This window comes from Enterococcus sp. CWB-B31 (genome assembly GCF_020567645.1).
Taxonomy (GTDB): Bacteria; Bacillota; Bacilli; order Lactobacillales; family Enterococcaceae; genus Enterococcus_L.
Genome location: NZ_JAJDJW010000001.1, coordinates 212,027 through 238,383 on the forward strand (window position 1 = coordinate 212,027; position 26,357 = coordinate 238,383).

Annotated in this window: 16 protein-coding genes; 4 read left to right on the forward strand and 12 right to left on the reverse strand. The window is 34.9% G+C overall.

Annotation, left to right across the window (positions count from 1 at the left end; translation table 11 throughout):
• The first annotated feature begins 48 nt into the window (after positions 1-48).
• Positions 49-1,893, forward strand: coding sequence for a BppU family phage baseplate upper protein (locus LI954_RS00825; protein WP_229442423.1), 1,845 nt, complete (start codon positions 49-51; stop codon positions 1,891-1,893).
• A gap of 121 nt (positions 1,894-2,014) precedes the next feature.
• Positions 2,015-2,137: a hypothetical protein gene (locus LI954_RS15995; protein WP_267491392.1), complete on the forward strand. Its 123-nt coding sequence runs from the start codon at positions 2,015-2,017 to the stop codon at positions 2,135-2,137.
• 234 nt (positions 2,138-2,371) lie between these two features.
• On the opposite strand, the gene LI954_RS00830 is transcribed toward LI954_RS15995, so the two are convergent.
• From LI954_RS00830 to LI954_RS00885, 12 genes are all read right to left on the reverse strand, one after another.
• A complete protein-coding gene (locus LI954_RS00830) occupies positions 2,372-4,297 on the reverse strand; it encodes a heavy metal translocating P-type ATPase (protein ID WP_229443237.1) in 1,926 nt (641 codons plus the stop codon).
• 618 nt (positions 4,298-4,915) lie between these two features.
• On the reverse strand, positions 4,916-6,781 hold the full coding sequence (locus LI954_RS00835; RefSeq protein ID WP_229443238.1) for a hypothetical protein: 1,866 nt from the start codon (positions 6,779-6,781) through the stop codon (positions 4,916-4,918).
• Between the two features lie 76 nt (positions 6,782-6,857).
• The gene (locus LI954_RS00840) at positions 6,858-8,168 is read right to left on the reverse strand and encodes a DUF6270 domain-containing protein (protein WP_229443239.1); all 1,311 of its coding nucleotides are present in this window, start codon (positions 8,166-8,168) and stop codon (positions 6,858-6,860) included.
• A 28-nt stretch (positions 8,169-8,196) separates the two neighbouring features.
• A complete protein-coding gene (locus LI954_RS00845) occupies positions 8,197-11,451 on the reverse strand; it encodes a CDP-glycerol glycerophosphotransferase family protein (RefSeq protein ID WP_229443241.1) in 3,255 nt (1,084 codons plus the stop codon).
• Between the two features lie 18 nt (positions 11,452-11,469).
• Positions 11,470-16,089 (reverse strand): CDP-glycerol glycerophosphotransferase family protein, encoded by a 4,620-nt coding sequence (locus tag LI954_RS00850; RefSeq protein WP_229443242.1) that lies wholly within the window; start codon positions 16,087-16,089, stop codon positions 11,470-11,472.
• 347 nt (positions 16,090-16,436) lie between these two features.
• On the reverse strand, positions 16,437-16,835 hold the full coding sequence (gene tagD, locus LI954_RS00855) for a glycerol-3-phosphate cytidylyltransferase (RefSeq protein ID WP_202067858.1): 399 nt from the start codon (positions 16,833-16,835) through the stop codon (positions 16,437-16,439).
• 16 nt (positions 16,836-16,851) lie between these two features.
• On the reverse strand, positions 16,852-18,039 hold the full coding sequence (locus tag LI954_RS00860) for a CDP-glycerol glycerophosphotransferase family protein (RefSeq protein ID WP_229442418.1): 1,188 nt from the start codon (positions 18,037-18,039) through the stop codon (positions 16,852-16,854).
• A gap of 182 nt (positions 18,040-18,221) precedes the next feature.
• A complete protein-coding gene (locus LI954_RS00865) occupies positions 18,222-19,031 on the reverse strand; it encodes an ABC transporter permease (RefSeq protein WP_202067856.1) in 810 nt (269 codons plus the stop codon).
• Positions 19,032-19,043: 12 nt separating this feature from the next.
• Positions 19,044-20,396, reverse strand: coding sequence for an ATP-binding cassette domain-containing protein (locus LI954_RS00870; RefSeq protein ID WP_229442417.1), 1,353 nt, complete (start codon positions 20,394-20,396; stop codon positions 19,044-19,046).
• A 57-nt stretch (positions 20,397-20,453) separates the two neighbouring features.
• Positions 20,454-21,176, reverse strand: a complete 723-nt coding sequence (locus tag LI954_RS00875) for a WecB/TagA/CpsF family glycosyltransferase (RefSeq protein WP_229443244.1) — start codon at positions 21,174-21,176, stop codon at positions 20,454-20,456.
• Positions 21,173-22,291 carry a CDP-glycerol glycerophosphotransferase family protein gene (locus tag LI954_RS00880; RefSeq protein ID WP_229443245.1) on the reverse strand — a complete coding sequence of 373 codons (1,119 nt, stop codon included), beginning with the start codon at positions 22,289-22,291 and terminating at the stop codon, positions 21,173-21,175. The genes LI954_RS00875 and LI954_RS00880 overlap by 4 nt, the downstream gene beginning before the upstream one ends.
• A 509-nt stretch (positions 22,292-22,800) precedes the next feature.
• A complete protein-coding gene (locus tag LI954_RS00885) occupies positions 22,801-23,907 on the reverse strand; it encodes a tyrosine-type recombinase/integrase (RefSeq protein ID WP_229442414.1) in 1,107 nt (368 codons plus the stop codon).
• A 554-nt stretch (positions 23,908-24,461) separates the two neighbouring features.
• Here LI954_RS00885 and LI954_RS00890 point away from each other — a divergent pair.
• Both LI954_RS00890 and LI954_RS00895 read left to right on the forward strand, forming a co-directional pair.
• Positions 24,462-25,580, forward strand: coding sequence for a CDP-glycerol glycerophosphotransferase family protein (locus LI954_RS00890; RefSeq protein WP_229443246.1), 1,119 nt, complete (start codon positions 24,462-24,464; stop codon positions 25,578-25,580).
• Positions 25,577-26,299, forward strand: coding sequence for a WecB/TagA/CpsF family glycosyltransferase (locus LI954_RS00895; protein WP_229443247.1), 723 nt, complete (start codon positions 25,577-25,579; stop codon positions 26,297-26,299). Before LI954_RS00890 ends, LI954_RS00895 begins: the two co-directional genes overlap by 4 nt.
• Positions 26,300-26,357 lie beyond the last annotated feature (58 nt).

The following is a 26,357-nucleotide window of genomic DNA, read 5'->3' on the forward strand; positions in this document are numbered from 1 at the left end:
TGTTGTAACAAGTTCATCAATAAGTAAAACAAAAGAAGAGGTGAAAGAATGAATACTCAAAAAATAGTAATAGATTTAGAGAAACAAACACGAAATCCATCGAATTATATTGTTTTGCGTCAGGGAGATCAAGGGTTGCAAACCGTTGAAATTCTGGTAAAGAAAAACGGGGAAGTCTTTTCTCTTGAGGGGCTGACCCTTAAGTTTGAAGGAAATCTCAGCAACAAATTATATGTTAAAGGAGATGCGACAATTACGACAGCAGTAGAAGGGGAAGCGATGTATACTTTTTCAGGGCGGGATACTTCAGTGACAGGGCGCTATCAGGTAGCATTCTTCCGTTTATATGATTCAAAAGGTCTGTGTATTTCTTCAGAAGACGTTATCGTGGATGTAAAAAAGAATGCAGATCTCAGCAACGGAGAGGCTAAAAAATACGAAACAGAGTTTACTAAATTGCTGAATCAGTTTAATCAGGAATGGACAACTTACATGACTGATAAGAATGCTTCGCATGAACAATTGGAGAAAATATATATAGAGTTGATTGAAAAAGCTGATCAGATGGAGCTTGATTTGTCTGTTTTAGAGAAGAAAATTGATGGATTGAACGCCTACACTAAAGCAGAAGCAGATAAGAAATTTTTTAAAGCAGCACAGGATATTCCTGAAAGTGCTGATTTGAATGATTACAGAAGCGAAGGCCATTATAATTGTTCATTAAATTTAACCACTAAAACATTAATGAATTGCCCAGTTCAGCTGGCATTTAGTTTAGAGGTCACGAAGCATAGCGGTATACACCAAAAATTAATTACACATCCTATTTCCGGCTGGCTTACATTTGAACGGAATTTTTACAATAACAGTTGGGGAGAATGGAAAGTTACTACGAAAGATAACTTCGGCAGAAGAATTAGTACCTTGCCTAAGTTACCTCAATCTTTATTGGAAATACAGGAACCGGGAACTTTCTATATTACGGCTGCAGAATTGGCGGCAATGACCAATGAATCTTCCCTTCCTTCAGATGTAAAAGGTGCCGGTTGGCTCATTAACACAGCTGGAGATACTGCAGGCGGGGTTTATCAAATGTGGCTCAGAAATACTTCAGCGGCGGCTTATCATGCTAGACCTGTAATCAGAATAACAACTCCAACCGTTGCTTATGCCTGGAAAGAACTGGCAGATGCCGGGAAAACGCAGAATGTGAAATTGACTGCGGATACAGGATATACAACACTAATTCAAAATATGTCACCTACTGTTACTAGCTTGAAAGCATTATCTGCCTATCCAGGTTGGTTTTATGTTAATTCAACAGAGGTACAGAAGCTAACTGATTACTCTGAATTGCCAATTTCCGGTGCAAAAGCCTGGTATGTTTTTAATATGCCTGCTGCCACTTCCTCCTCCTACTCTTATCAAGAAATATCTGTAAACAGCAGTAGTACGCCCAGAAAATTTTTTAGAATGGTGCATCCAACATCTGGTACAGGTGTTTGGAAGGAAATGGAAACAGCTCCGACTGCAGCCTCTGAAGTCATTCCAACTTTTGAAGAAGGCTTTGAGAACTACAGTTCAGATCCAACAAATATAAGTCATTGTATCATTCGTAAAGGAAGTGATGGCAGGTGTTACATGTATGGTGCTATTAAGAATCTAAATGAAATAGCTTCAGGTACAAGTGTTACGATGGCAAAAATACCAACCGAATACAGACCTGTTAGAAGTGTGATCATTTTACAGCAAGCTTCAAAATGTGAGGAATATTTATTACATGTTAATCAAGATGGTACTATTCAACTGGCACGCTATCGGACAGGTGGATCTTATACAGCAGTACCAGCAGGAGCCTGGTTAGGAACAATGTGCAGTTGGGAAACCGTTTAATTATAAAAATAGTTTGAAGGAATTGATCGTCAGAGTATGAAATTTCTGGTGTAATTATTGCAGAGATAACAGTGCTATCAAAAAATATAGATGTGGAAACAAAATGGGATATGATAATATTATGAGATTTTTTGAAGATCATAAGGAAGAAATTGATTACATTGAGATTTTTTGGAATATGATGAGCAAATTAAAATATCGTTTAGAAAAGAACAAAAAAGTAATGGGAGCTGTTTATCTTTAAATGTTTTAATCAAAATAGAGAGTAGAATTGATATAGTTTCGATGAACAGAATTACTCAAGCCTCATTGATAATTGTTGAAAACTATGCCGGAAAAATCAATAGAGGTTATTTTGAGGTTTCGGTGTACTTTCGAAATGGTGTGCAAATGTGGTTGAATGTGCGGAATAAAAAGTACTTGGCTTGTAGATAAAGTGAAACCCTGTTTCAAAGATGAAGCAGGGTCATTTTATGATTTAATTTTTAACCGGCAGTAACAGGCGCAGCCCGTTTAGTATGACAATCAAGGTACTTCCTTCATGAGCAATGACACCGATTGCAATGTCCATTTTGCCTAATAGGTTAAGGGCCACCAGAAGAGCAACAACCGTCATGGAAAAAATAATGTTTTGCCAGACAATTTTATTCAGTCGTTTAGAGACTTTATGTGCGTAACTGAATTTTTGAAGATCGTTGTTCATCAGAACGGCATCAGCAACATCAATGGCAATATCTGTTCCGTCGCCCATCGCAAAACCGATATCTGCAGTAACCAGAGCCGGAGCATCATTGACACCGTCACCTAGCATAGCAGTCATACCAAATTTTTTCTGATGCTCTTTAACAATTGTAGATTTATTTTCCGGCAGAACATTTCCGGCAACTTCGTCAATACCAAGAACTTTTGCAACAGCCTGCCCGGTTTTTTCGGCATCTCCGGTAATCATGGTTGTATGGATATTTTGTTCTTTCAGATAAGAGATCACTTCTTTAGCTTTTGGATTTGGAATAGCCATCATAGCTATTAATCCTACAACGGAGTCGTTTTCACTGAAATAGATGACCGTTTTTCCTGATTCAGAAAGCATTTCTTCTTTTCGATGGATAATTGGTGGAACCTGTTCAAATAAATCAGGTTTTCCTAATCGGTAGCTTTTGTTGTCATAGTGAGCCAATAAACCTTTTCCGATTTCATTTGTTACCGCCATTTTAATTGCATCAACAGGAGGGAATTTAGCCAAAATAGCATTTGCTAAAGGATGGTTTGCTTCTTTTTCCATGGAGGAAAGAACTTTAAGCCATTTAGCTTTAGCTTTCTTATCATCTGTATGAAAATAATAATCAGTGACTACAGGTTTTCCTTCAGTCAGAGTGCCTGTTTTATCAAAAGCAACAGCTCTGATGTCTGCGAGATTTGACAAAAATGTACCGCCTTTGAAAAGGACTCCTCTTTTAGCAAGATTGGAAATACCAGCTAATGTAGCCGGAACAGCGCTGGCAGCAAGAGCACAGGGAGAAGCAGAAATCAGTAGAACCATTCCCCGATAAAAACTTAGTTCCCAACTCCAGCCTAACAGGAATGGTGCTGCAAGAATGAACAGAGGCACAATAATCAGAACAGCTGTTACATATTTTGGTTCCAGTAATTTGATTTTAGTAGCCGTTTTAGAAAGGTTGGACTGAGACTGCTCAACCAGCTTAAGAATTTTTGCAAAGACGGTATCTTTACTGTCCTTTGTAACTTCCATTGTGAAAGAACTGGTACCGTTAATTGTACTGCCAAAGACAGTATCACCAATCGTTTTTTCTTTCGGAATACTTTCGCCATTAATTGATGCTTCATCTATAACTCCGGTTCCTGAAAGAATCACACCATCTGTAGGAACCTGATCTCCATTTAGGACCTGCAATTGATCGCCTATTTGCAGAGTAGAGACAGCAACCAGTTTTGTTGAGCCATCCTCTTGAATCAAACGTGCTTCAGTTGGATTCATTTTTAATAAATTAGTAATTTCGCGTTTACTTTTACCTTCTGCATAATCTTCAAGGAAATGTGCACCAGAGAAAATCAGGATCAAGAGAGCACCCTCATCAAAATCACCAATAACGGATGCACCCAGAGCAGCAAGAGTCATCAAAATATGCACATTGGGCGTAAATCTTTTCTTTGCGATAGTATCCTTAATGGTATCTCCAAAACCTTCCATAATAACATGCTGCCCGGCAGCAATCATGGAAAAAATATAAAGAAGGATTTGCAGAAAACTGTCTTCTTTTATAGCAAAAGCAGCAAGATAGGTAATGAGACCTGCAAAAAATAATATAGTGGATGTATTTCCGTGACCATGATTATGACCGCAGTTGTGGTTATGTTCATGTATTTCAGTGTGTGTATGTTCCATGTCTATTCACCCTTTCTTTCATAGATAAATTCCATAATATATTCGATTGAACTAGTTATATGATTGAATGTTCATGTATTCATGACTATTATATATGAATGTCTGTTCATGTGTCAAGAGTAACCATTGAGAAAAGGGAAAGAATATGAAAAAAGAGGGATAAATAAATCTGGAAAAGATATAAAAGAGGGAAAGAGAGTCAAGTTTTATATAGGAAGGAGAGGGAGAATAATTTAGTAGTATTATAAGCGGGAGACAATCGCAGAAAGATTGTCAACTCCTTTGCGAAGGTCAGTATGTCCACAAACTAAGTAACAGGTATCGACTCGAGAAAAATCAACGAGCATCAGTTATTCGTTCCTAACTTTCCAGTAAGAACAATCATTTCGAGAAGGGGAGATAGGAAGGCAAAGGGGGAAAGAAGAAACATGAAACGAAACAATCATCTACTTTGATAGCTTTAGTATAGCGATTATTTCTTATGATTAGTATGCGTTCGTTTATTTCCCGCTCACCTTACATGAAAAAATCAGACAGATTTTGAGGTCTGTCCGATTCTATGCATAATTCATTTAGCTTAACCAACACTATTGATATGAAGAATCAAAAATATTAAGTTTATTTAGCTTCTAATAGTTGATTATAATTATTGGCAATCAAGTATGTTTTATCTCCAAAAAATATGAGCTGCTCAGTCTCCATTTTACTATTCAATTTTGTACTTGATAACCCGATATCAATCGCACCAAGTTGTGTTTCAATCGGGTTAGCATTATCTGTTGCTGTTGACTGTGTATAACTTACAGATGCTCCTGAAACATACTTACTTAATGCTTTAGTACCAACTGTATTATATTTTTCTAAATCAAAACTCATCCACACATCATTAGCTGTAATGTAAAGTCGACCATCATTAGGATTATAACTTATACTTTGAGCTGGATCAATTCCCGTGCCATCTGATTTTGTGTCTCCAAGTATATTTTGGATAACAATTGGATTTTGCCGAATATTTAGTTGCTCATTTGCAACTTTGACTTGATAAACAGCATATCCATACCACCCCTTCTGATTTCCAGAAGATTTGCTGTACGGAATCACAAAGTATCCAGTATCATTATCAACCATGGTAAAGTTTTTAGGCATAAGTGAAACACCCGTTGCTTGTTGATGATCATTCTTCTTAAACGTTCCTGATACAACATCTGTAGCAGTTAACAAAGTGCGTGTTGCTGTGTCCTTATATTTCGCTGTCGTACCGGTATTTTGTGGTCCTTTACCTAAAGCATAGCTATAAGAAAGCTTGGTAAGCGTTTGAGTCGTAAATTCTTTATTTGTTGTTAGAACATAAGGAGTATCATCCACTACCGTTAATACCGCACCATGAACGATTGGTAAAATCTCACTTAGCGCAACTTGTCCACTATCTAAAGCTTTTTTAACATCCTCTGTCGTTAGCCAAAGTGGGGTGTTTTTATTGTCAACTTGTTCTTTTCCTTCGATAGATGTCAGATATTGAACAAAACTAGCCGAAATCCGCATGACAAAACCACCCAAATTTTTTGCGTCATTGTCGTTGTCATAAACAACATATAAATTGCCTTTTGTATCCATTGCTGCTCCTTGTTGAGCATCCATTTTGTAAGTTGTACCTTGCCACTCAAGGGTAGCACCTGTATCTGCGGTACGAATCAATCTCATTTTTGAAACAAACTTAGCATCTTTACCATTAGTAGCTGCTCCTGTTGTAGTTAATCCATTCCAAGACCATGACACCGGTTCCGTCTGTCCGTTTTCTGTACCTTGGTATAAGTCAATACCAGCTTTATAGGTAAAAAGATTTCCGTACGGATATGAATTCGACGTTCTTTCGCCAAACTGATCAGAAATTATTTCATTAGGCTTAGATATTGTAATCGCTTTAGGTAGGATACTCTGATCAACTAAAGGAGTTGTATTTTTATTTCTTAAGTATGTGACGTTGCCTCCCAACACCGAACGATTCAATTTGTTAGATGGATCGTTTGAGTCAAAATACTTTCCTCCATCTACAACTCTTTCATAGACCGAAAAGTCACTTTTTTTTGAGGTTCCAGTTGAAATAGTTCGACCATTTAGCGTCTCTCCATTGGCCCAGTCTTGATTAGAAGTTACATAGACCCAAGAATAAACCCCGGCTCTTAAACGATGGGACAAATCAAACTTAAACCAACCATTTTGGTCTGCTTTTCCATATCCAAGCAAAATACGATTTCCCGCTATATCAATTGAGTTATATGAGATAGTCGCATAAGGCTCTGTATATCCATAATAAGTTAGAGACGTATCATAGCGAGCGGTAGGGTTAGGTAGACTAGTCACTGCATTCCCATTACTAACTAGTGGCGCTGCTTCACTCTCAGTTTGATCAAATCCTAAGCCAATAATTGCTAAGCTTGAAAGTACTACAACTCTGAATATTTTTTTCTTTAAGTCATAATTCATAAATATTCTCCTCTCTAAATAGGCAATGAGCCACCTATTTATTCAATTTTATTTCACAAATAGACGATTTAAAATACTAATGTAACTCGTTTAATGCCACTTGATAACCACCGTCAGCATAAGACAATTGCAATTCCGTTAAATTATAAGAACCATTTTTCTTTAGATACGGAATTACTTTTACGTACTTGCCTTCTAACTCTACTTCTCTAATAAAATAATTAGTAGATTTTTCAGACAATTGCTCCAGTACTTCCGATTTAGTGATTTTTATTTCTTTAATAGCATCTTTTGCTTTAAAAACATTCCGTTTTTCAAAAGTTCTTATAATTACAATCGGATCTGTATCTTCCATATCAGATAAATCAATTGCCTCAAATTTAAAAGAGAAGTATAATCGATCATTCTCTGCCACTTCTATTGCTTCTGAAACAATTTGATTCCATTTATTCTCAATATTCCCGTGTGCACTTACAGTAAGCATTTCATCTTGAATAGAAAAAATTTGAGGGTTAAAGACTTTCCAACTGGAATTTCCAAAGGCAAATTTCGAGTTTTGAATAAGATTTCCTTCAACAATCGTTGGCTCAAGATCAATATTTTGATTAGTTAAATCATTAAATGTGATTGCCAATATTTTTTTTAGAAAGTCATCATAATAATTATGCATGTAATGTACATCATCTAGTCCGCCAAACCTATAATTAGGATCTGCGTAATATTTTTTGTCATAAGAAATAGATCTAACGTTTGGATTTTTCAGTATATAGTTGTCTAACTCAGACCATAGCTTATTCAATTCTAAATACTCTTCTGGCGTTTTTCTTCCAAAAATATTCACTTTTTTATTAACGCTATCCCAGTATTCATAGGTATATCTAGCCTGATTAACAATAATAATTGTCTTTTTCAAATATTTGTTGACAAAAGCAATGAATTCATCCAAAGCCTTTTTAAAAATTTCGAAAAAGGCAACAAAATCTAATTCAACATTATAATGAGCTCCATGATTTAAGATATTCCACAACTCGTTTTTTTTGTAAGAATACTCTTTATTTGTTAAATACGACTCACCAACTTTTATTACACCAAAATGTATATCGGCATAAAAATCAATGATTAAATAATCTGGCTGTGAAAGAACTAAATCATTTAGAAATCGCTTATTCAATTCTGTTCTAAAATGCCAATCAGCAAACTCCTTAACGCTTTCAACGTAATTGAACTTTGTCGAATCATACTCTATTGGTTTTGACATTAAAGAAATGATTGATGTATGAAATTGATTGACTGACAATTTATAGAAATCTTTATAATTAGGATTAAACAAAGAATTGAAAGGATCTCTGGTCATACATGAGCCTAACGTAGATACTTTTATTTTCATATTACGAACAACCTCCATTTCTTTGGTCCTATTTGGTGCTCTCGGTACTCATATTAATTAATTTATAAAATAAATTTAATGCATTTTCATTGTATGTCGCTACATCAAAACGTTTAAATTTCAATTTTGAATTTAAAACTTGTAACATGGCATTTTTTAAATCTTCCACTCCAGCACTTGAACTCAACAAACCATAATTATTGTCAAGGAGATTTCTATTTTGAGGAATATCAGTAGCTACAATTTTTAGACCTAATGCAAGAGCCTCCAATATAATCATTGGTTGCCCCTCATAAAAAGAGGGGACTACCAAGATGTCCATCAATTCTAAAATTGGAAATGGCTTGTTTGTTTGACCTAGAAAAATAACTCTTTGCGTTAAATTCAAATCATAAACCAGTTTTTCCATCTTTAAAAGTAACGGTCCTTCTCCTAACAAATACAACTTTGCATTCGGGAGCATTTTACTAATCTCGTTAAAAGCCATAATCAAATTTTGGTGATTTTTTTCAGGTGAAAATCTTCCTGCAAAGACATACCGAATTTTCCTGGAATCATTTTCAATTACTACTTGAGTTTCTTTTTTATTTAATAAATCATTTTGTACAGTCATCATTTGACTCAACTGATTCAACTTCAGTGATTGCTTTTTGGACCATCCTAAAACTTGATTTCCGCGAACAATTTGAACCCACAATTCGTTATTAACCATAGTTTCAACGTTAATAATATAATTATTGGAAGGTAGTAGTGGATATGAACTGATTATAAGTTTATGACCCATTATTCCTTTAGGTTCTGAATACAAATCTACAAGTAATGGTCGATCAAGTAAAAGAGTAGATCTTTCTTTTATTACACTTTGACTAATACAGGTATATGTTCGGCTGTTTTTTAATAGAAAGTATACTTGTGAGGGTGATAAGTTAAGCATAGTATGTTGATTAGTTAAACACTCCTTTTTTATCCAACCAATCGATTTTTTCCAGTCATAAATATGACAAAAGGCTCCTAATTGAGTTGAACATATTTCTTTAACCCATACATATCGATTGGACAAGTAACGAACATAACTAATTCCCTTTGACAATTCTTCTTGTTTAGTAGGTAATGTGCGATAAATCAATTTATCATTATTTCTTTTTAAACTAGCAACAATATTTACTCTTTGCTTTGAAACTTCAAATTTTTGCACACTTTGAGGCAAGTATTTTTGCTCAATCCATCCCAAATATTCAGAATTCAATATTATCTTGTAGTAATATTTACCGGAAAATAAAGCCTCGGCAATGAAAGACAGAATATCTCCAGGTTTAGTGCGCAAATTTTCACCACAAGTAATATTAATATCCTTGTAATTAGCGAATACATGAGGTAAATCTCCAAAATCTTCAACTGAAAAACATTCTTTTTTAGCTACAATTCGGTTGTCGATTCGCGTTTTTTTTTCTTCATTTTGGCTGCTGATGCTAATAATATTCCCTGTATAGGATACTTGTTTGAGCGTTAAAAAACTACGTAACGACTTATAATTGATTTCCATTAAGCTTTTTGAAACACTATTTACTTTATCAAATTCCTTATATAACCAAAAAATCTCATTCAATCGTTTTCCATGTGGCTGATTTCCATCTATTCTCTTTTCGATTTCTTTCGCAAGTTCATTATGCTGATAGATTATCTTTTGTTGAGCATTAGCATAAGCAACTATCCTTGCCCAAGCAGGGCTATAGCCGCTATAATCAATTACACTATCGAACTTTATTCCTGATAAGACACGAGAACTTTCACGTTTAAATGCTTTAGTAAGTTTCCCAGAGCGATTGTTTGCATCTTTTTTTAACTGTTTCTTTTCTTTTTTAGAATACAAATTTCTTCCTGATTTAAAAATTAAACGTACATTGGAATTTATCCTTTTTATACTTTCAACATTACTATCACTTACTGGTGGAATTAAAACTGATACATCTAATTTTTGGTAGTCTAACCTATCTAACAAATTTAGAAAACTTGAAGTAATTCCATTTTTGAGTAGTCCTCCAGAATAAAAAAGTATTTTCTTTTTTTTATCATCAGCTAGTATAATTTCGTTTATAGAATCATTTTGTTGCCCTTTAAAAACTCGTTCTATAATTCTCTTTGAAACATTTCCGTCTTCATAAGGAACTAATTCATCAACAAATTCTCTATATTTCGATACATGCTTAGACTCACACAATTCTAAATTATTAACAGCTTGAATCATTTCTCGAACTGTAAAAACACAATCACCTGGCAGCTCATCCATTTTCCAATACGTGCCTCTATGTTGTTCGTATAACTCCATATCCCAAACATAAAAAATAATTGGTTTTGATGTAATTAAAAAATCAACAAATGAACTGGAAAAATCTGTAATTAAAACATCTGTAATACTTAAAATGTAATTGGGCTCCCAATAGTCTGGTACCAATTGTTTTTTAATTCTTTCATTTTTACAGATACTGTTATACATGTAAGGGTGAACTTTCAAAAAAACGTTGTATCTGCCATGGAACTGACTTGTTAATAGCTCCATTTCATGAATCAATTGTTCAATATCATTTGTAGGATTTTTAATTGATTCACCACGCCAAGTTGGCATATAAAGAATAGTTGGTAAACTTCTATCGAAAATCAAATTGTCCTTTTTTAATTGTCTGAAATATTCATCGTTATCTGCTTTCTTAAAAAAATCAATACGAGGGTAACCTGTTTCTAATACAGTTCCATTGTAAATCCCTTTCAATTTGTAGCTATGCGCAAAAATATTTGTCGTATGAGAATTGGGAGAGAGAATGAAATCTGTCATCAACAAATTCCGTAAGACATTCTGTGAATGAGAAGGATTACCTGAAATGTCGAACCCCATATATTTCAAAGGGGTTCCATGCCATGTATTTAAATAGACTTGTCCTTCTTTTTTTGAAAAAAAAGATTGAAATGTTGAGTTTGTAATTAAATACTTTGCTTGAAGCAAATAGTGAATGTATTTTGGCGTATTTCTTATTACGAACTTAACTTGACTTCTTAATTCAATTGGAATTGAATTTTTTTCAATTAATTGTTCATCATCAATAACCCAAATATGCTTCATATTTCTGTAATCTGGATTTTTAGCTAATTCAATAAATAGTGCTAAAGGAGAATCAACTATTGATTGACCATCCCTTGTTTCATATAAAATTAAATATTCATCAATTGATACATCATCATATTTTTTAGCATAAGTCTCACTTAATTCACTCAAATTCAATCTTTTCATTTTCACCAAACTTTCCACTTAACTCTCAATCAAATTATAAAATTGATTTAAAGCGTTACAATTATACTTTTCACCATCAAATTTCTTAAAATTATTAGTTGAGGTTAAAGCTTTTAGCAAAGCTTCCGAAAGATCATCAGAAAAAAGACCTTTTGTTAATATTCCATAATCATCATTCGCTCCTAAAATTTGTTCGTTTTGAGGAATATTTGAAGCAACAATTTTCTTACCTAGAACTAATGACTCTAACAGTACCATTGGCTGACCTTCATGAATAGATGCTAAAGCAAATATGTCCGATTGACGAATTACACTGAATGGATAGTCGATTTGTCCCGCAAAAAAGACATTTTTCTGTAGATTTAGCATCGCTACCCTGGTTCTTAATTCTTGTTCGAGAGGACCTTTCCCTAATAAAATTAACTTAGCGTTAGGAAATTGTTTTGTTACTTTCTCCATCGCAAATATCAATTCACCTTGATTTTTCTCAGGAGATAATCTCCCCATTGCAACAATCAAAATATCATCTGGCTTAATTTCTTGTCTAATTTCTGATGATAAATCCGATAGAAAGTCTGAATATACAATTTCAACATCTTTTGAAAAACAATATATCGATTTAGATTCATGGAAAATCTTATAAAACATGCCATGAGTATAATTTAGAACTCGTTCAATTTGGAAAGTGTCTGTTAAAGAAATTGTATGTGCTTCATTTAACAAGATATCTTGCTCACTCAAATAGCATTTAAGCTGGCTATCCTTTTTCTTGACCAATAAGGATATGTCCTTTTCAGATACAAGGTAGTTGATATCTGATTGTTTTTTTTCTACTTTTTTGTTTAAAGATACATCAAATAATTCTTCTTCTGAAATCCATCCGGCATGTTCTTGTTTGGAGGATAGCCGATAATATTCTTCTCCATTTTGAAGTATCATTTTAGCATCAACTTTCAATTTGGTATTTGTCTTAATTTTATTGTAGGTCAATTCACCACTAAGTTTTTCAAAAATTTTATTGAATGTACTTATTGAATTCGTTATTTCCAATGAAATCTCTTGATCCAACAAAAATAATTGCTTAGGTAAATTACTATAATGATCACTATCCATATTTTCCAAAGAAAAATCAGTAATAAAATATTCAGAATTTATCCAGCCGTAGAAATGATCATTGAAAAGAAGTCTCTTATAGGTCACGCCATTTAATAAAGTGACCTCATAATCGGTTATAAACTTAAGTCCTGATACTAAATAGCTTGTAGCAACACGAACAGTGGGTTCAAACATACCATATGGATTTAACCAGATAGCATCTCCTGCTTTTACTGCTCCAACACTATTTACATAATTTATATTCTTAATAATTTGCTTACTAACTATTGGAATCATTCCTAGTAATTCTTGTTCGTTATATAATCGAACTTGATTGTTTTCAAAAACTCGATAAATGAGTCCTTGTGTACTTAATATTTTTGAAATAACGAATTTAGGATTAATAAAATTATATTTTTCATAATTGTTGCTTCCAATTAATACATTTTCTAAACTTAATGTCTCAACTGCAATGTCTTCAGCTGTCACAAAATAATGAGAGCCTTCAATCTGAACTTTAAAAATCAATGTATTATGGGATATACTCTGTCCTTCGATAGAACAAGCTTTCGCTAAAAAGATTTCAGAATTAATTTCTTCATAAGAATCTAAACTAATATTTTTATATAACTTAATTACATTTTTCTTAGGAACAAAAAGAACATCTTTTTGTTGCCAATCCATGAATTCATATTTCGAAAATTCGGGAATACGTGTTGCTAGAAAGTCTAATTGATGTTCATCAACCCAACCAATACAATGTTCTCCAAGAGATAATTTACAATAAGTCATACCATCTACAACCAATTTATCCAACACCTTGTAAACGTAATTGACACCTGGAGACCATTCATTGAATTGCTTGTGGATTTGCTGACAACTATCATAAGTCTGGACTGTTGGAAATTTTATTTGAGCATAGATACGCTTATTGAAAATCTTAGCATTTGTCCACTCTTTAAATTCTTCGAAAAGTTCAGAAGCTTCTTGTTCAAATAGTAATTCATTCTTAGTAATTTTTATGTCTGCTATCTCAATCCATCCAATTTTATACTTCTCATATGAACAATGAATGTACGTAGAAAATTTATCAATGGCTATTTCATCAATACGCAGTATACAATTTGAAAATAGTTGAACGTTGAGTGAATTTATTTCGGCACCAAATTGTGGTTGTTTTCTAACATCGCAACTTTGAACGGAATTTGAAAAGATACCACTATAATCAAATTTTGTCCTTCTCGTTAAAAAATGCATATCATCATCAGACATGTAAGGAATTAAATCATGTTCAGATACCCAGCCTAAATATTGATTTTGACATATTATTTTATAGTAAATTGTTTCTGAATTTACATATTCTGCAATAGAACGAACAATCACTATTTTATCAATTTTGATACTTTTTTTTCTGAGAGGTATCTCATGAAGAGTGTCAAACGTGGTTAACGATGTATTGGGCATTAAAACCCAAATTTGTTCATGCTTATTAATTTCAATATCTGAATCAGCTTGTGGGCGATTTACAATTTTTTCTATATTAATCGAATTCTCCACAAATCCCATTTGTGAAGGTTTTACATATTCCTTCAATCCGTCCAAATTAATATTCATCAGGTTTTTAGATACAGAAATGAGTGAATCAAATTTTGGATACAAAGAAAATAATCCGAGCAGATCATTTCGGATGGTATATTCACCATTTACCTTTTTATTTATTTCAGAATATAAATCATTATGCATGAAACAAATTTTCTTTTTAGCACCAACGAAAAGTAAATATTTAGCCCAAAAATAGGAATAACCGTCAAAGTTGATTGTCACATCGAAATGTAAGCCAGCAAATAATCTTTGGGCTTCTCTTTTATAACCCAATTCAGGCAAATATTTATCTACTTCACTTGGCATATGAACATTCTTTAAATATCTATCAAAAATATTTTCTTCAAATGTATATATTGGTAAGCCTGGTTTAAACATTTTTCGAACATGACGATTCATTTTATTCCAATTTTTTACTATCTCTGGGTTTGTTGAATCATGTAGGAAAGCAGTAACATCATACTTATCATAGTCTATTTGATCAATCAGATTTAAAAACGAGTTTGTAATACCATTGTCAATCATGCCGCCTGGATGAATTAGCAATTTGATTTTTGATGTATTTGCTTTAACTTCTTTCATACCATTCGTTTTATTGCTTTTGAAAATTCGTTCCACATATCTCTTTGTGACATCTCCATCATCATGACTCACAAAACGTTTCTGACATTTTTTGTAAATTTCTTTATGGTCTATCTCAATTTGAGTGATATCCTTAATCGCATTAATTAGATCATCTAAAGTATAAACAGTTGGACCTGGCAATTCGGAAGCATCAAAATACATTCCACGTTCATTTTCATAAATGTCATTGTCCCAACAATAGAAAAGAATTGGTTTTCCTGTTAAAAGAAAGTCAAAAAAGACACTTGAATAGTCTGTAATCATAATATCTATAATCTCAAATAATTCATTTGAATCAAAATCATTAGGAATTAGTTTCCCTTTAAAAAGAGAACTTTGATCTGCTTTATCAAAAACATAAGGGTGAACTTTTAATAAAACATTATATGAGTTTCCTAGTTCATTTTCTAATAATTTGATTTCGTTACTAAGAGTTAAAATCATATCTGTTGGTGCGCCAACGTCAGATCCTCGCCAAGTGGGCATGTAGCAAACAGTTTTTTTCGTGCGATCATAATCTATCCCCCGATCAGTTATATCTTGTTGCACTTTTTCAACCAAGCCAGTAAATAACGAGTCATTTCTAGCGTGTCCACCTTCCAAAATTGTTCCTTCCCATATACCATCAAGTTTGTACGAATGGAGAAAGAGGTTTGTCATATGATCATTAGGTGACAAAATATAATCAGTCATCAGAAAATTCCGCATCACATTCTTAGCGTTCATTGGATCTTGAACATAGTCAGATCCCATATGTTTCAGAGCAGTTCCATGCCAGGTATTGATATAGATTTGACCTTCACGTTTCAAATAAAATGAATTGAAAGTACTATTATTAATTAAATATTTTGCTTCCAATAACGCATCCATGTATTCAAACGTATCTCGAATAATTAATTTAAGATTAACTTCAGGATATTTTTTTTGTAACTCAAAAAAAACACCTTTTTTTTCAGCAGTAAAAACAATTTGATGCTCAAAATTTTCAAATTCTTTTTGGCTTATCATATACTGGAAAATTGCAAAAGGGGAGTCTGTAAAAATAGTGCCATCTCTAACTTCATAAAGAATGACGTTTTCATTTATTATTGCCGAATCGAATTTAGAAGCATAGTATGTTCTAAGACGAGCCTGCAAATTGTTTTTCAATTGTTCTGTCACTTGTTTACTATATTTTTCATACCAATTCGTTTCATTTTTCTGAGAAATTTTTTCTTTACTCTCAACATTAAATTTATCACGTAATTTACGTCTCATATCCTCAGGGAGGTATGTTCTAAAAGTTTTTCTAAGCCATGATAGTTCATTTTTCTCCATTTAGTAAAATCTCCTCAATATTATTTCGTGCGAGTATGGAAACATGCCAAGGATGATAGACACTGAGGTTTTCTGGAATCAAGAATTCTGGATTCCTTCAGCTTTTTCTTCTCAGGTACTCTTATTATAATAAGTAACTATCCTTGAGTTTATTGGGTATCTCCTCTATCTCATTAGAAAAATGAGAACTGGTTGAGTCAGCTAGGAGAGAGGGGTACTCCGTTTTCTCAGTTAGTTTCCGTACTCACTTATTTCAAGCAACAGATAGCAACTAACAAAATGATCAGGAACTTTTGACATTTAATTATTTCCATGAATAGTTGAATCTGCTCATTCTTTTTATTGTTCTAACTTCCAAGCAAATCTTTTTTTATTTGGCTAGTGGATATTTCAGGTGTACGTGCCAAATATATTACAGCAGCATCAGTTTCTTCCTGAATGAAATCAAATTTTCCAGCCCAATCATCACCCATTACAAATTTATCGATATGATATTCTTTTACATCAGTTGTTTTCTGCTCCCAGCCATTTTCTGGAATAACCAAGTCAACGTAGCGGATTGCTTCAAGTAATTTTTTCCGTTTATCGAAACTAAAATAGCATTTTTTCTGCTTTTCCTTCCAATTAAATTCATCAGTCGATAAGGCAACAATTAAGTAATCACCTTGTTCCTTTGCACGTCTTAACAAATTAATATGTCCGTAATGTAATAAATCAAATGTTCCATAGGTTATAACTCGTTTCATAAAACAGCTCCTCAATCTATTTATTTTTGAATAGTTTGTTAATTAAATGCTCGGATGAACTAATTTTTATATCAGGACAAAAAGTTTCTTTGAATTTTTCATAGCGAGTATTGACCGTAATAAAATCTCTATCAATCAACTCCAGAATCTTGTTAGTTAATTCTTCTTGCGTTTTTATAATAGGGCCAGGAAGAATTTTTTCAAGATTAAGATAGCAGCCACGAATATTTTGTAAGTAGTCTTGTTGATCGTACATAAAAAAAAGTATTGGTCGTTCTGTATAAGCAAAATCAAACATTACAGAAGAATAATCGGTAATCAATAAGTCTGAAATAAGATATAAATCTTTAATATCCGGATAATTGGAACAATCGATTACCCGATTGTCATATTTGGAACTATCTAGCTGATTAGCAATTAAGTAATGTGCACGAAATAAAATAACAGAGTTCTCCGAATTTTTTAATACTTGATCAAATGGAAAATGATTAATATATTTATAAGCACCTTTACTGTAAAACTCTGTGTCTCGCCAAGTTGGAGCATATAAGATTATCTTTTTCCGTTCACTCAAACCTAAATTTTTCAGAACTCGTTGCTTATTTATGGAATAATGCTTTTTATCCAACAAAATATCATTCCGCGGATAACCAATTTCAAGAATTTCTCCCTGATAATTAAATGCGTTTTTGAAAATGTTAGAACTAAAGGCGTTTGCCGATAGCAAATAATCCCAGCGAGCAGCTTCATTTTCAAAATTTTTCCGATATTGTTTGGTGGTAGTTCCTGGCATTGAAATATTTTCAATATCTAAGCCAAGTTTTTTTAAAGGAGTTCCATGCCAAGTTTGGATGTAGATTGTTTGTTCATTCTTTTTCATCCATGCTGGCATACGTGTATTAAAAATCCAGTATTTTGCTCTAGGCATTATCAACAGCCATTTCAAACCCAAACGCCGAACATAGGGAACATTATTTTCAATAAAAGGCTTTTCGAATCCTTTTTTTACAGCCCATAAACAAGGAATCTCTGGATATTCTTTTTGTAAATATTCATAAATCGCACGAGGATTGTCACTATATTGTTTTCCATGGAAGCTTTCAAAAAAGAATAATCTTTTTTTAGGGAGTGCTCCAAGGATGCTGAATACAACTTGTACAAACAAGTGATATAGATGCTCTATTCGTCTACGGAACTTTTTCATTATTCTCTCCCTATCAATTTGATCCTTAAATTAAGTAAATTTGAGTTTTACTAGTAGAATGGATGCTTTTTTAATAGTTAATATCTGATACCTTGAAAAGTGGAATGCAAAATAGAATAAAAATTCCTAATTATATTTTGCATACCCAACTTAATAAAAGAATGTAGAAGTCTTTTTGAGATTCATATATAGTCAACAAACTTTGCTCTGAACTTCAAATGCAGATGGGAACCAATAATCAGAAGAATCAAAGCCATCAGCCAGAAGATCATCGTGTAATTTCCTTTTTCCCAAAACCATTCTCTGGAAAGGAAGCTGTCTCGAAAGCCTTCAATAAGGTAATAGAATGGATTCAGCTTGAGTATTCGTACCAACTTAACCGGAAGATTTCGATTCTCAATATCCCAGATAGGTCCTGAGATGAAAAATACAACACGAAAGACAGATTGCAGCAAAATATGGTAGTCTCGAACTAAGGTGGTTAATGTAGCATTCAAGATACTGAACGAAAAAATAAAAATAATCATTGCTGCAAAATAGTACAGACTTTGCAGCCAGTACAGGCTGGGATAAATTCCTGCGTTAATCAGAAAAAGAAAAGTGATCAGTATCATCCAAAAATAGTTGATTAAATTACTGGCTATGGAAATTGAAGGTAAGGCACTGACTGGAAATTTCATTTTTGCCACTAAACCGACATTACGATAAATACTGTTAGAGGCACCAATAACTGAACCATTAATAAAAAACCAAGTGCTGATTCCGATCATCATCCAGACAATAAAAGGTACACCTTTAATTTCTCTGCCGCCATTTACACCCAGACCAAAGATCATATAATAAATTCCAATCTGAATCATTGGATTTAATATCTGCCATATCAAGCCAAGATAGTGACTTTGATAAGTTGCTTTTTCCTCGTATTTGGACATCCGGAAAATAATACCCAGATTATTTAGCTGTTCCTTGATAATAATGACTACTTCTTTCATAATCTGCTCCTTTTATTCTCCTTGCGGGATAGTCAGTACTTGTCCTACATTTATGTCAGTTGATTCCAGATTATTTGTTAAAATCAGGGCCTCAACTGTTGTCTGATGCTCTGCAGCAATGCCATCAAGTGTATCTCCTTCTTGAACTAGATAACTTTCTGATACAGGTACAGTTGTGCTTTCTGTTGTTAAGAGATTACCTGTAGAACTCATTGCTGTTGATGTTTCACTTGTTTCTGTTGGGGGCTGGACAATTGTCGAATCAAAAGTCCGCGTAGTGGAGCTTTGGGTAGAATCTTTTGTAGCTGTATCTTTCTTTGGTTCATCTAGCTGATAGAACAAAGTTTTGAACGGTTGAGCAACGACACTGGAAATAGCCCGGCCACTGAAACTAACCATACACAGGAACAGAGTAATAAGCATTAAAACGGCTAAGAGCACCCGCGTCCCACCAGACATGTTGCGCCCCACTTGGATCGGTTCTGTATCCTTTTGTATTTCTTTAATCTCCATTCGAGACATTTGAGTATCTGCAATTTGATTGATTTCCTCACGGCGAAGACGTTTCAAACTGAACGTTTTCTGAGTAGATACCTGTTCTTCTTTGTAGTCGCTTTGTTCTTTCTTCGTTAAACCCTTGAACCATGTATTAAATTTTTTATATTCGGCAATCACTTCTTTGGTAGGACCAAACATTTTTAACTGCCCATAGTGCATCCAAATCGTCTTATCACATAGGTTGGCTACTTGACCTAGGGCATGACTGACAAAAAAGATGGTCTTCCCTTGTTCCTTAAATTCCATCATTTTGTGCAAGCATTTTTGATAAAACGTGTCGTCACCAACTGCCAGAGCCTCATCAATGATCAATATATCTGGGTTTTGGTGTACCGCAATCGCAAATCCTAGTCGACTTTTCATCCCACTGGAATAGCTTTTTACCGGCTGATTGATAAAGTCTCCTAATTCAGAGAAATCAATAATTTCTGAAGTGATTGCTGCGATTTCTTTGTTGGTCATTCCCAACATCAGACACTTTAGCCGGATATTTTCCATTCCCGTAAGCGGACCTTTTAGTCCGGCGCCAATGGAAATGATGGAGGTTTCTCCATTGATTTCCAAATTACCGGAGGTGGGGGGAATAATCCCGCTTAAGATGTTGGACAAGGTGGATTTCCCAGATCCATTAATTCCTATAATGCCCACTGTCTCTCCATCATGAACCTCAAAAGATACACCCTTTAAGGCCCAAAACTTTGGAATATTTTTTCTTTTAATTGAAAAGAGACTTTTTAGCTTATCTGATTTTTTCTTGAGCAGATCATATTCTTTTGTGATGTATTGCGCTTTTACTTTATACGTCAATAGACTTCCCTCGTTTTTTATGTAGAATAGATTGAAGTGGTTGCTGGCAACTACTTCTTATTTTCCTCGTTTGGTACGCATAACCTTCCAGACATACTGTGGAATCTGAATCAGCCGGTCATAACGATGGAACTTAATCGATCGGTACAGCCATTCAATGTTGTGATCCAGAAAGAATTTCGGTGCTCTCGGTACTGCTCCTGACAGCACATCAAAGGTCCCGCCCACATTCAAAAAGACTTTGGCATTCAATTCCTCTACATGCCGTTCCAGAAAAATCTCCTGCTTGGGTGATCCCAGCGCCACAAACAGAAAGTCCGGTGCCGCTTCATTGATAATCTCCACAATGTTTGGTTCCTCTTTACTGGTAAAGCCATGCAAGTGATCGGCAATCACCAAATTCGGATATTGCTTTTGAATGTTTTCCGCTGCCTGTGCCACGATCTCTTTCTTCGCCCCATAAAGAAAAATCCGTTTCCTGTATTCATTGGCATATGTCAAACAGTTGTCCATCACATCAATGCCGGTGATCCGTTCGGTAATTTCCCCGCCGGTTACCTTGGACATCTTGACAATACCAATCCCATCGGCGATCCGATGGGTTGCCCGATGGATGTATTGAAAGACCTCCGGCTGCTCATACGCCTGTAAAGTAATCTGCGGATTTACGCTCGTAATGATCATTTTTTTATTTGCAGCCAGATAGTCCGGAATGTCTTCCAGAATCTTTTCGTGGGTTAACACATCTACCGGCAGTCCCCCTATGTATTCTGTTTTCATTTTATTCTCCCCAATCCGGCATCAACCAACGCCAACACTCGTTTTCCTGCTTCGCCATCGTTATATTGATTCCACTGTTCTTCCCATTGAACAGCTCGTTCTTCAAAAGAACTGAATTCGTTTTTGTTCAATACCTCGGTCAATTCTTCTGTTGTCTTCGTTACGGGTCCCGGTGCATAATCCAAAAATTCTTTCTGAATACCGGGCATTGCTTTATAAATTTCTAGATCTGGTACAAAAAAAATAACTTTGCCGTTCGTTCTGCTCACCATAAATTCGAACAGACTGGCGGAATAATCAGTAACCAGAATCTTTATCTGTGGAAACAACTGTTCTAAAGATTCTTTTGTCAGCACAACATTATTCGGCAGTACCAGCTTATCGATGCTTACAGCAGGATGCAGCTTTAACAGAAAGCTTTGTTCAGAAAGCTGTGAAAATGCTTGAATTGCGCTTTCAATGACTGCCATCATAGCTGCTGAATTCTCGCGGTAGGTGGGTGCATAGAGTATGGAGCTGCCGTGTTGTGTCGCAATGCTTTGCTTGACAAGCAAGTCTGCCTTGGGAAAGCCCAGATAACGAAGGACTTCCGGTGCTGCTTTCCAGCTGTTCACAAAGACCTGGCCCATGGCCTCTGAGCTGACCACAATATCTGTAAAAGCATCGTAGACTTTCTGGAACCGGCGCTGATCAGAAGTGCTGCGGTTTAGGGTGGCGGAATCCTCCCAACCAAAAGTTTTAACAGCACCGATCGCATGCCAAAGCTGGATGATTCGCCGATTTTTGTTTGGTTTCAAGATAGCCAGCTCTGGAAAATAGTTATCTGCCACAACCACTTGAGCTTGCTTTAAATAGGAAATTCCATTATGAACCAGCAACTGTTTTTGGCTGTAGGGTAGAATAGTGACCTCTTTTTCAGCTAATTTCTCAGCATATAATCGATTGTTTTCAGTGAAGAATAACAAAAAATCAGTTGAATACTTTTCAGCTAGTCGTTTAATAACTTCTCCATCATTACTCGAAAAGCTCATCAAATATACAATTGTAACTTGCTTTTTTTTCGATAGAGGAAGCCAGTATATTAAAAATAGATAGAAAGATTTTAAATAGTTCATAACAAGCTCTTTTCCGAGATCATTTCTTATTTGGGTAGTATCTTGAACAGTTAATAAAATTTCGGATAAATTAGGTATTATTCTGATTATCCTTGTGTGTCTTTTTTACTATCTGGACGAGTAAAGCAAGAATCTTTCATACATTAAAAAAAAGAGTTAAAATTCAATAATCACTACTTTGATTTATTTTTAGAAATAGCCTTCTAAAAAAGAGAATTTATTAAAGATGGTAGCAGGTTTGGGTATGGTTAAAAATTTCATGTTTTGCGTAAAAATAGGAATAACTCGCAAATTCCCAATAAAAATAGCCATCAATTTCGCTTTTGACGGCGAAACTGACGGCGCAGAGACTGACAGAGGTTAAAATAATTACATGTGGAAATTTCATATTTTGCGTAAAAATAGGAATAACCCGCAAATTCCCAATAAAAATAGTCATCAAATTCACTTATGACGGCGAAACTGACGGCTCAGAATAGGATAGAGATTAAGTCTTTATAGGGCTTTTCCTATTTGAACGTAAATTTTTCAACAATACTGCGTTGATCTTCTAGAAAACTGCTGGTGTATGTGTCTAGTGTCATCTTGATGGATGAATGTCCAAGCATTGCACTGACAGCAGCAACATTCCCTCCTAAAGTAATGCAGCGTGTAGCGAAGCTATGGCGTAAAGCATGGAAGGTTCCTTGCTCAATCCCCAGCTGTCTTTTCAACTGAACAAATCTGTAATTGATTGTACGTGGTTCAACCTGTTTGTTTTTTCCTGTTGTGACCACATATTCAGAAAACGAAGAGTTCCTTTTTTTTATATCTAATAACGTATTTCTTAATGTACAGGTCAAAGGAATTGTGCGGAATCCTTTAGTCGTTTTCGGTGTTCCTTCTATAAGTTCGGTTTTTTTGTGTTTATCTTGGCTTGAAACTCGCTGGACGGTTCTTCGAACATGAAGGACTGACGAAGTAAAATCAATGTCTGCCCATTTTAATCCACAAATCTCACCAATTCGAAGACCCGATTCTAAGGCTAATAACACGGGTAAATATTTAGTTTCTTTTTGACTGATTTGAATCATTTGTTTCTGTATTTCCATAGAGAAAGCTTCTACTTTTTTATTTTGTATAGCAGGCAATATAACATTATCACAAGGATTAACAGCGATGTATTTTTTTTGTTTTGCTGTTTCCAGACAATCTTTTAATAGATGAAAGATTAATTGAACAGAACTGGAAGCTAATCGTTTAGTTAAATGACCGATCAAATCAGAAATATGATAGATGGTAATTTTTTCCAATTTATACTTACCTAATAATGGGAAAAGATGAACATGAAACTTATTTTGATAACTTGTATAGGTACTTACTTTGATAAGTTTTCCTTTTATTTCTCTTAACCAAAAATTTCCCCAATCAGTAAATGTGCCAGTATAGGGCCGTACTTTTGATGACTGTTCTAGGTAATAATAGGTCTTTCTTTCAAAAAGTCTTTCTTTGACTGAACGATAGGTATCACCATAAATATAGCCATAGTATAAAGAACCATTTTCTTTTCGCCCCTTAGGATACCGACCTTCCCAACGTCCATCCTTTCTTTTGTAAATATTTTCTCCTTTAGCCATAAAGAGTATTCAATCCTTTCTTTGACGGCGAATTTGACGGTGGAAAAAAACAAGAAAATTACTCTCAAACTTTTATTTATAGAATTATAGAAGGTTTTTCCCAATCTTTTAATCAAATTGAAAGATAAAAAGAGCAAATTCGTCCTATGTGTTATTGATTTTTAATAGTAATATGTGTAGAATTTAATTGTTGTGTACAAAAAATGGGTTAGTAAGTGAAAAAATGGAAGAAATACATACTAGAAAATTTCATGTTTTTACGCAAAACATGAAATTTTTCAAGCATATTAACCACATTTTTTTATTTATATGACATCAGTTGCTATAGTTCATAATGGTTGAGTTTAGCGGGAGAGAGTTAGAAGCATCGTTAGCATTCTATATTAATAATACTTCATAATACATAAAATATTTTTTCTTCTGGGAAATTATTATTTATGGTACGTAATTTAAAGTGCTGATCTTCAATTAATATTTGTAGGAAAGACAATTTAGAGAGACTAGTTGTTTGCCTACCACAATTTCTTTAATAAATTTCAGAAAGTGTGAATATTGTGAAGTACCTAAAGGTTTTCTATTTATTGTTCTTACGTCTATTGCCAAAAACAGTAAAAAAGCAAGTTACAATCGTATATTTGATGAGCTTTTCGAGCAATGATGGAGAAGTTATTCAACGACTAGCTGAAAAGTATTCAACTGATTTTTTGTTATTCTTCACTGAAAACAATCAATTATATGCTAAGAAATTAGCTGAAAAAGGGGTCACTATTCTACCCTACAGCCAAAAACAGTTGCTGGTTCATAATGGAATTTCCTATTTAAAGCAAGCTCAAGTGGTTGTGGCAGATAACTATTTTCCAGAGCTGGCTATCTTGAAACCAAACAAAAATCGGCGAATCATCCAGCTTTGGCATGCGATCGGTGCTGTTAAAACTTTTGGTTGGGAGGATTCCGCCACCCTAAACCGCAGCACTTCTGATCAGCGCCGGTTCCAGAAAGTCTACGATGCTTTTACAGATATTGTGGTCAGCTCAGAGGCCATGGGCCAGGTCTTTGTGAACAGCTGGAAAGCAGCACCGGAAGTCCTTCGTTATCTGGGCTTTCCCAAGGCAGACTTGCTTGTCAAGCAAAGCATTGCGACACAACACGGCAGCTCCATACTCTATGCACCCACCTACCGCGAGAATTCAGCAGCTATGATGGCAGTCATTGAAAGCGCAATTCAAGCATTTTCACAGCTTTCTGAACAAAGCTTTCTGTTAAAGCTGCATCCTGCTGTAAGCATTGATAAGCTGGTACTGCCGAATAATGTTGCGCTGACAAAAGAATCTTTAGAACAGTTGTTTCCACAGACAGAGATTCTGGTTACCGATTATTCCGCCAGTCTGTTCGAATTTATGGTGAGCAGAACGAACGGCAAAGTTATTTTTTTTGTACCAGATCTAGAAATTTATAAAGCAATGCCCGGTATTCAGAAAGAATTTTTGGATTATGCACCGGGACCCGTAACGAAGACAACAGAAGAATTGACCGAGGTATTGAACAAAAACGAATTCAGTTCTTTTGAAGAACGAGCTGTTCAATGGGGAGAACAGTGGAATCAATATAACGATGGCGAAGCAGGCAAACGAGTGTTGGCGTTGGTTGATGCCGGATTGGGGAGAATAAAATGAAAACAGAATACATAGGGGGACTGCCGGTAGATGTGTTAACCCACGAAAAGATTCTGGAAGACATTCCGGACTATCTGGCTTCAAATAAAAAAATGATCATTACGAGCGTGAATCCACAGATTACTTTACAGGCGTATGAGCAGCCGGAGGTCTTTCAATACATCCATCGGGCAACCCATCGGATCGCCGATGGGATTGGTATTGTCAAGATGTCCAAGGCAACCGGCGGGGAAATTACCGAACGGATCACCGGCATTGATGTGATGGACAACTGTTTGACATATGCCAATGAATACAGGAAACGGATTTTTCTTTATGGGGCGAAGAAAGAGATCGTGGCACAGGCAGCGGAAAACATTCAAAAGCAATATCCGAATTTGGTGATTGCCGATCACTTGCATGGCTTTACCAGTAAAGAGGAACCAAACATTGTGGAGATTATCAATGAAGCGGCACCGGACTTTCTGTTTGTGGCGCTGGGATCACCCAAGCAAGAGATTTTTCTGGAACGGCATGTAGAGGAATTGAATGCCAAAGTCTTTTTGAATGTGGGCGGGACCTTTGATGTGCTGTCAGGAGCAGTACCGAGAGCACCGAAATTCTTTCTGGATCACAATATTGAATGGCTGTACCGATCGATTAAGTTCCATCGTTATGACCGGCTGATTCAGATTCCACAGTATGTCTGGAAGGTACTACGAACAAAAAATAGAAAATAACTAGTTTGGGTACTATGTATGTCTATACCCTAATACTACTATAAAACGAGGGAAGTCT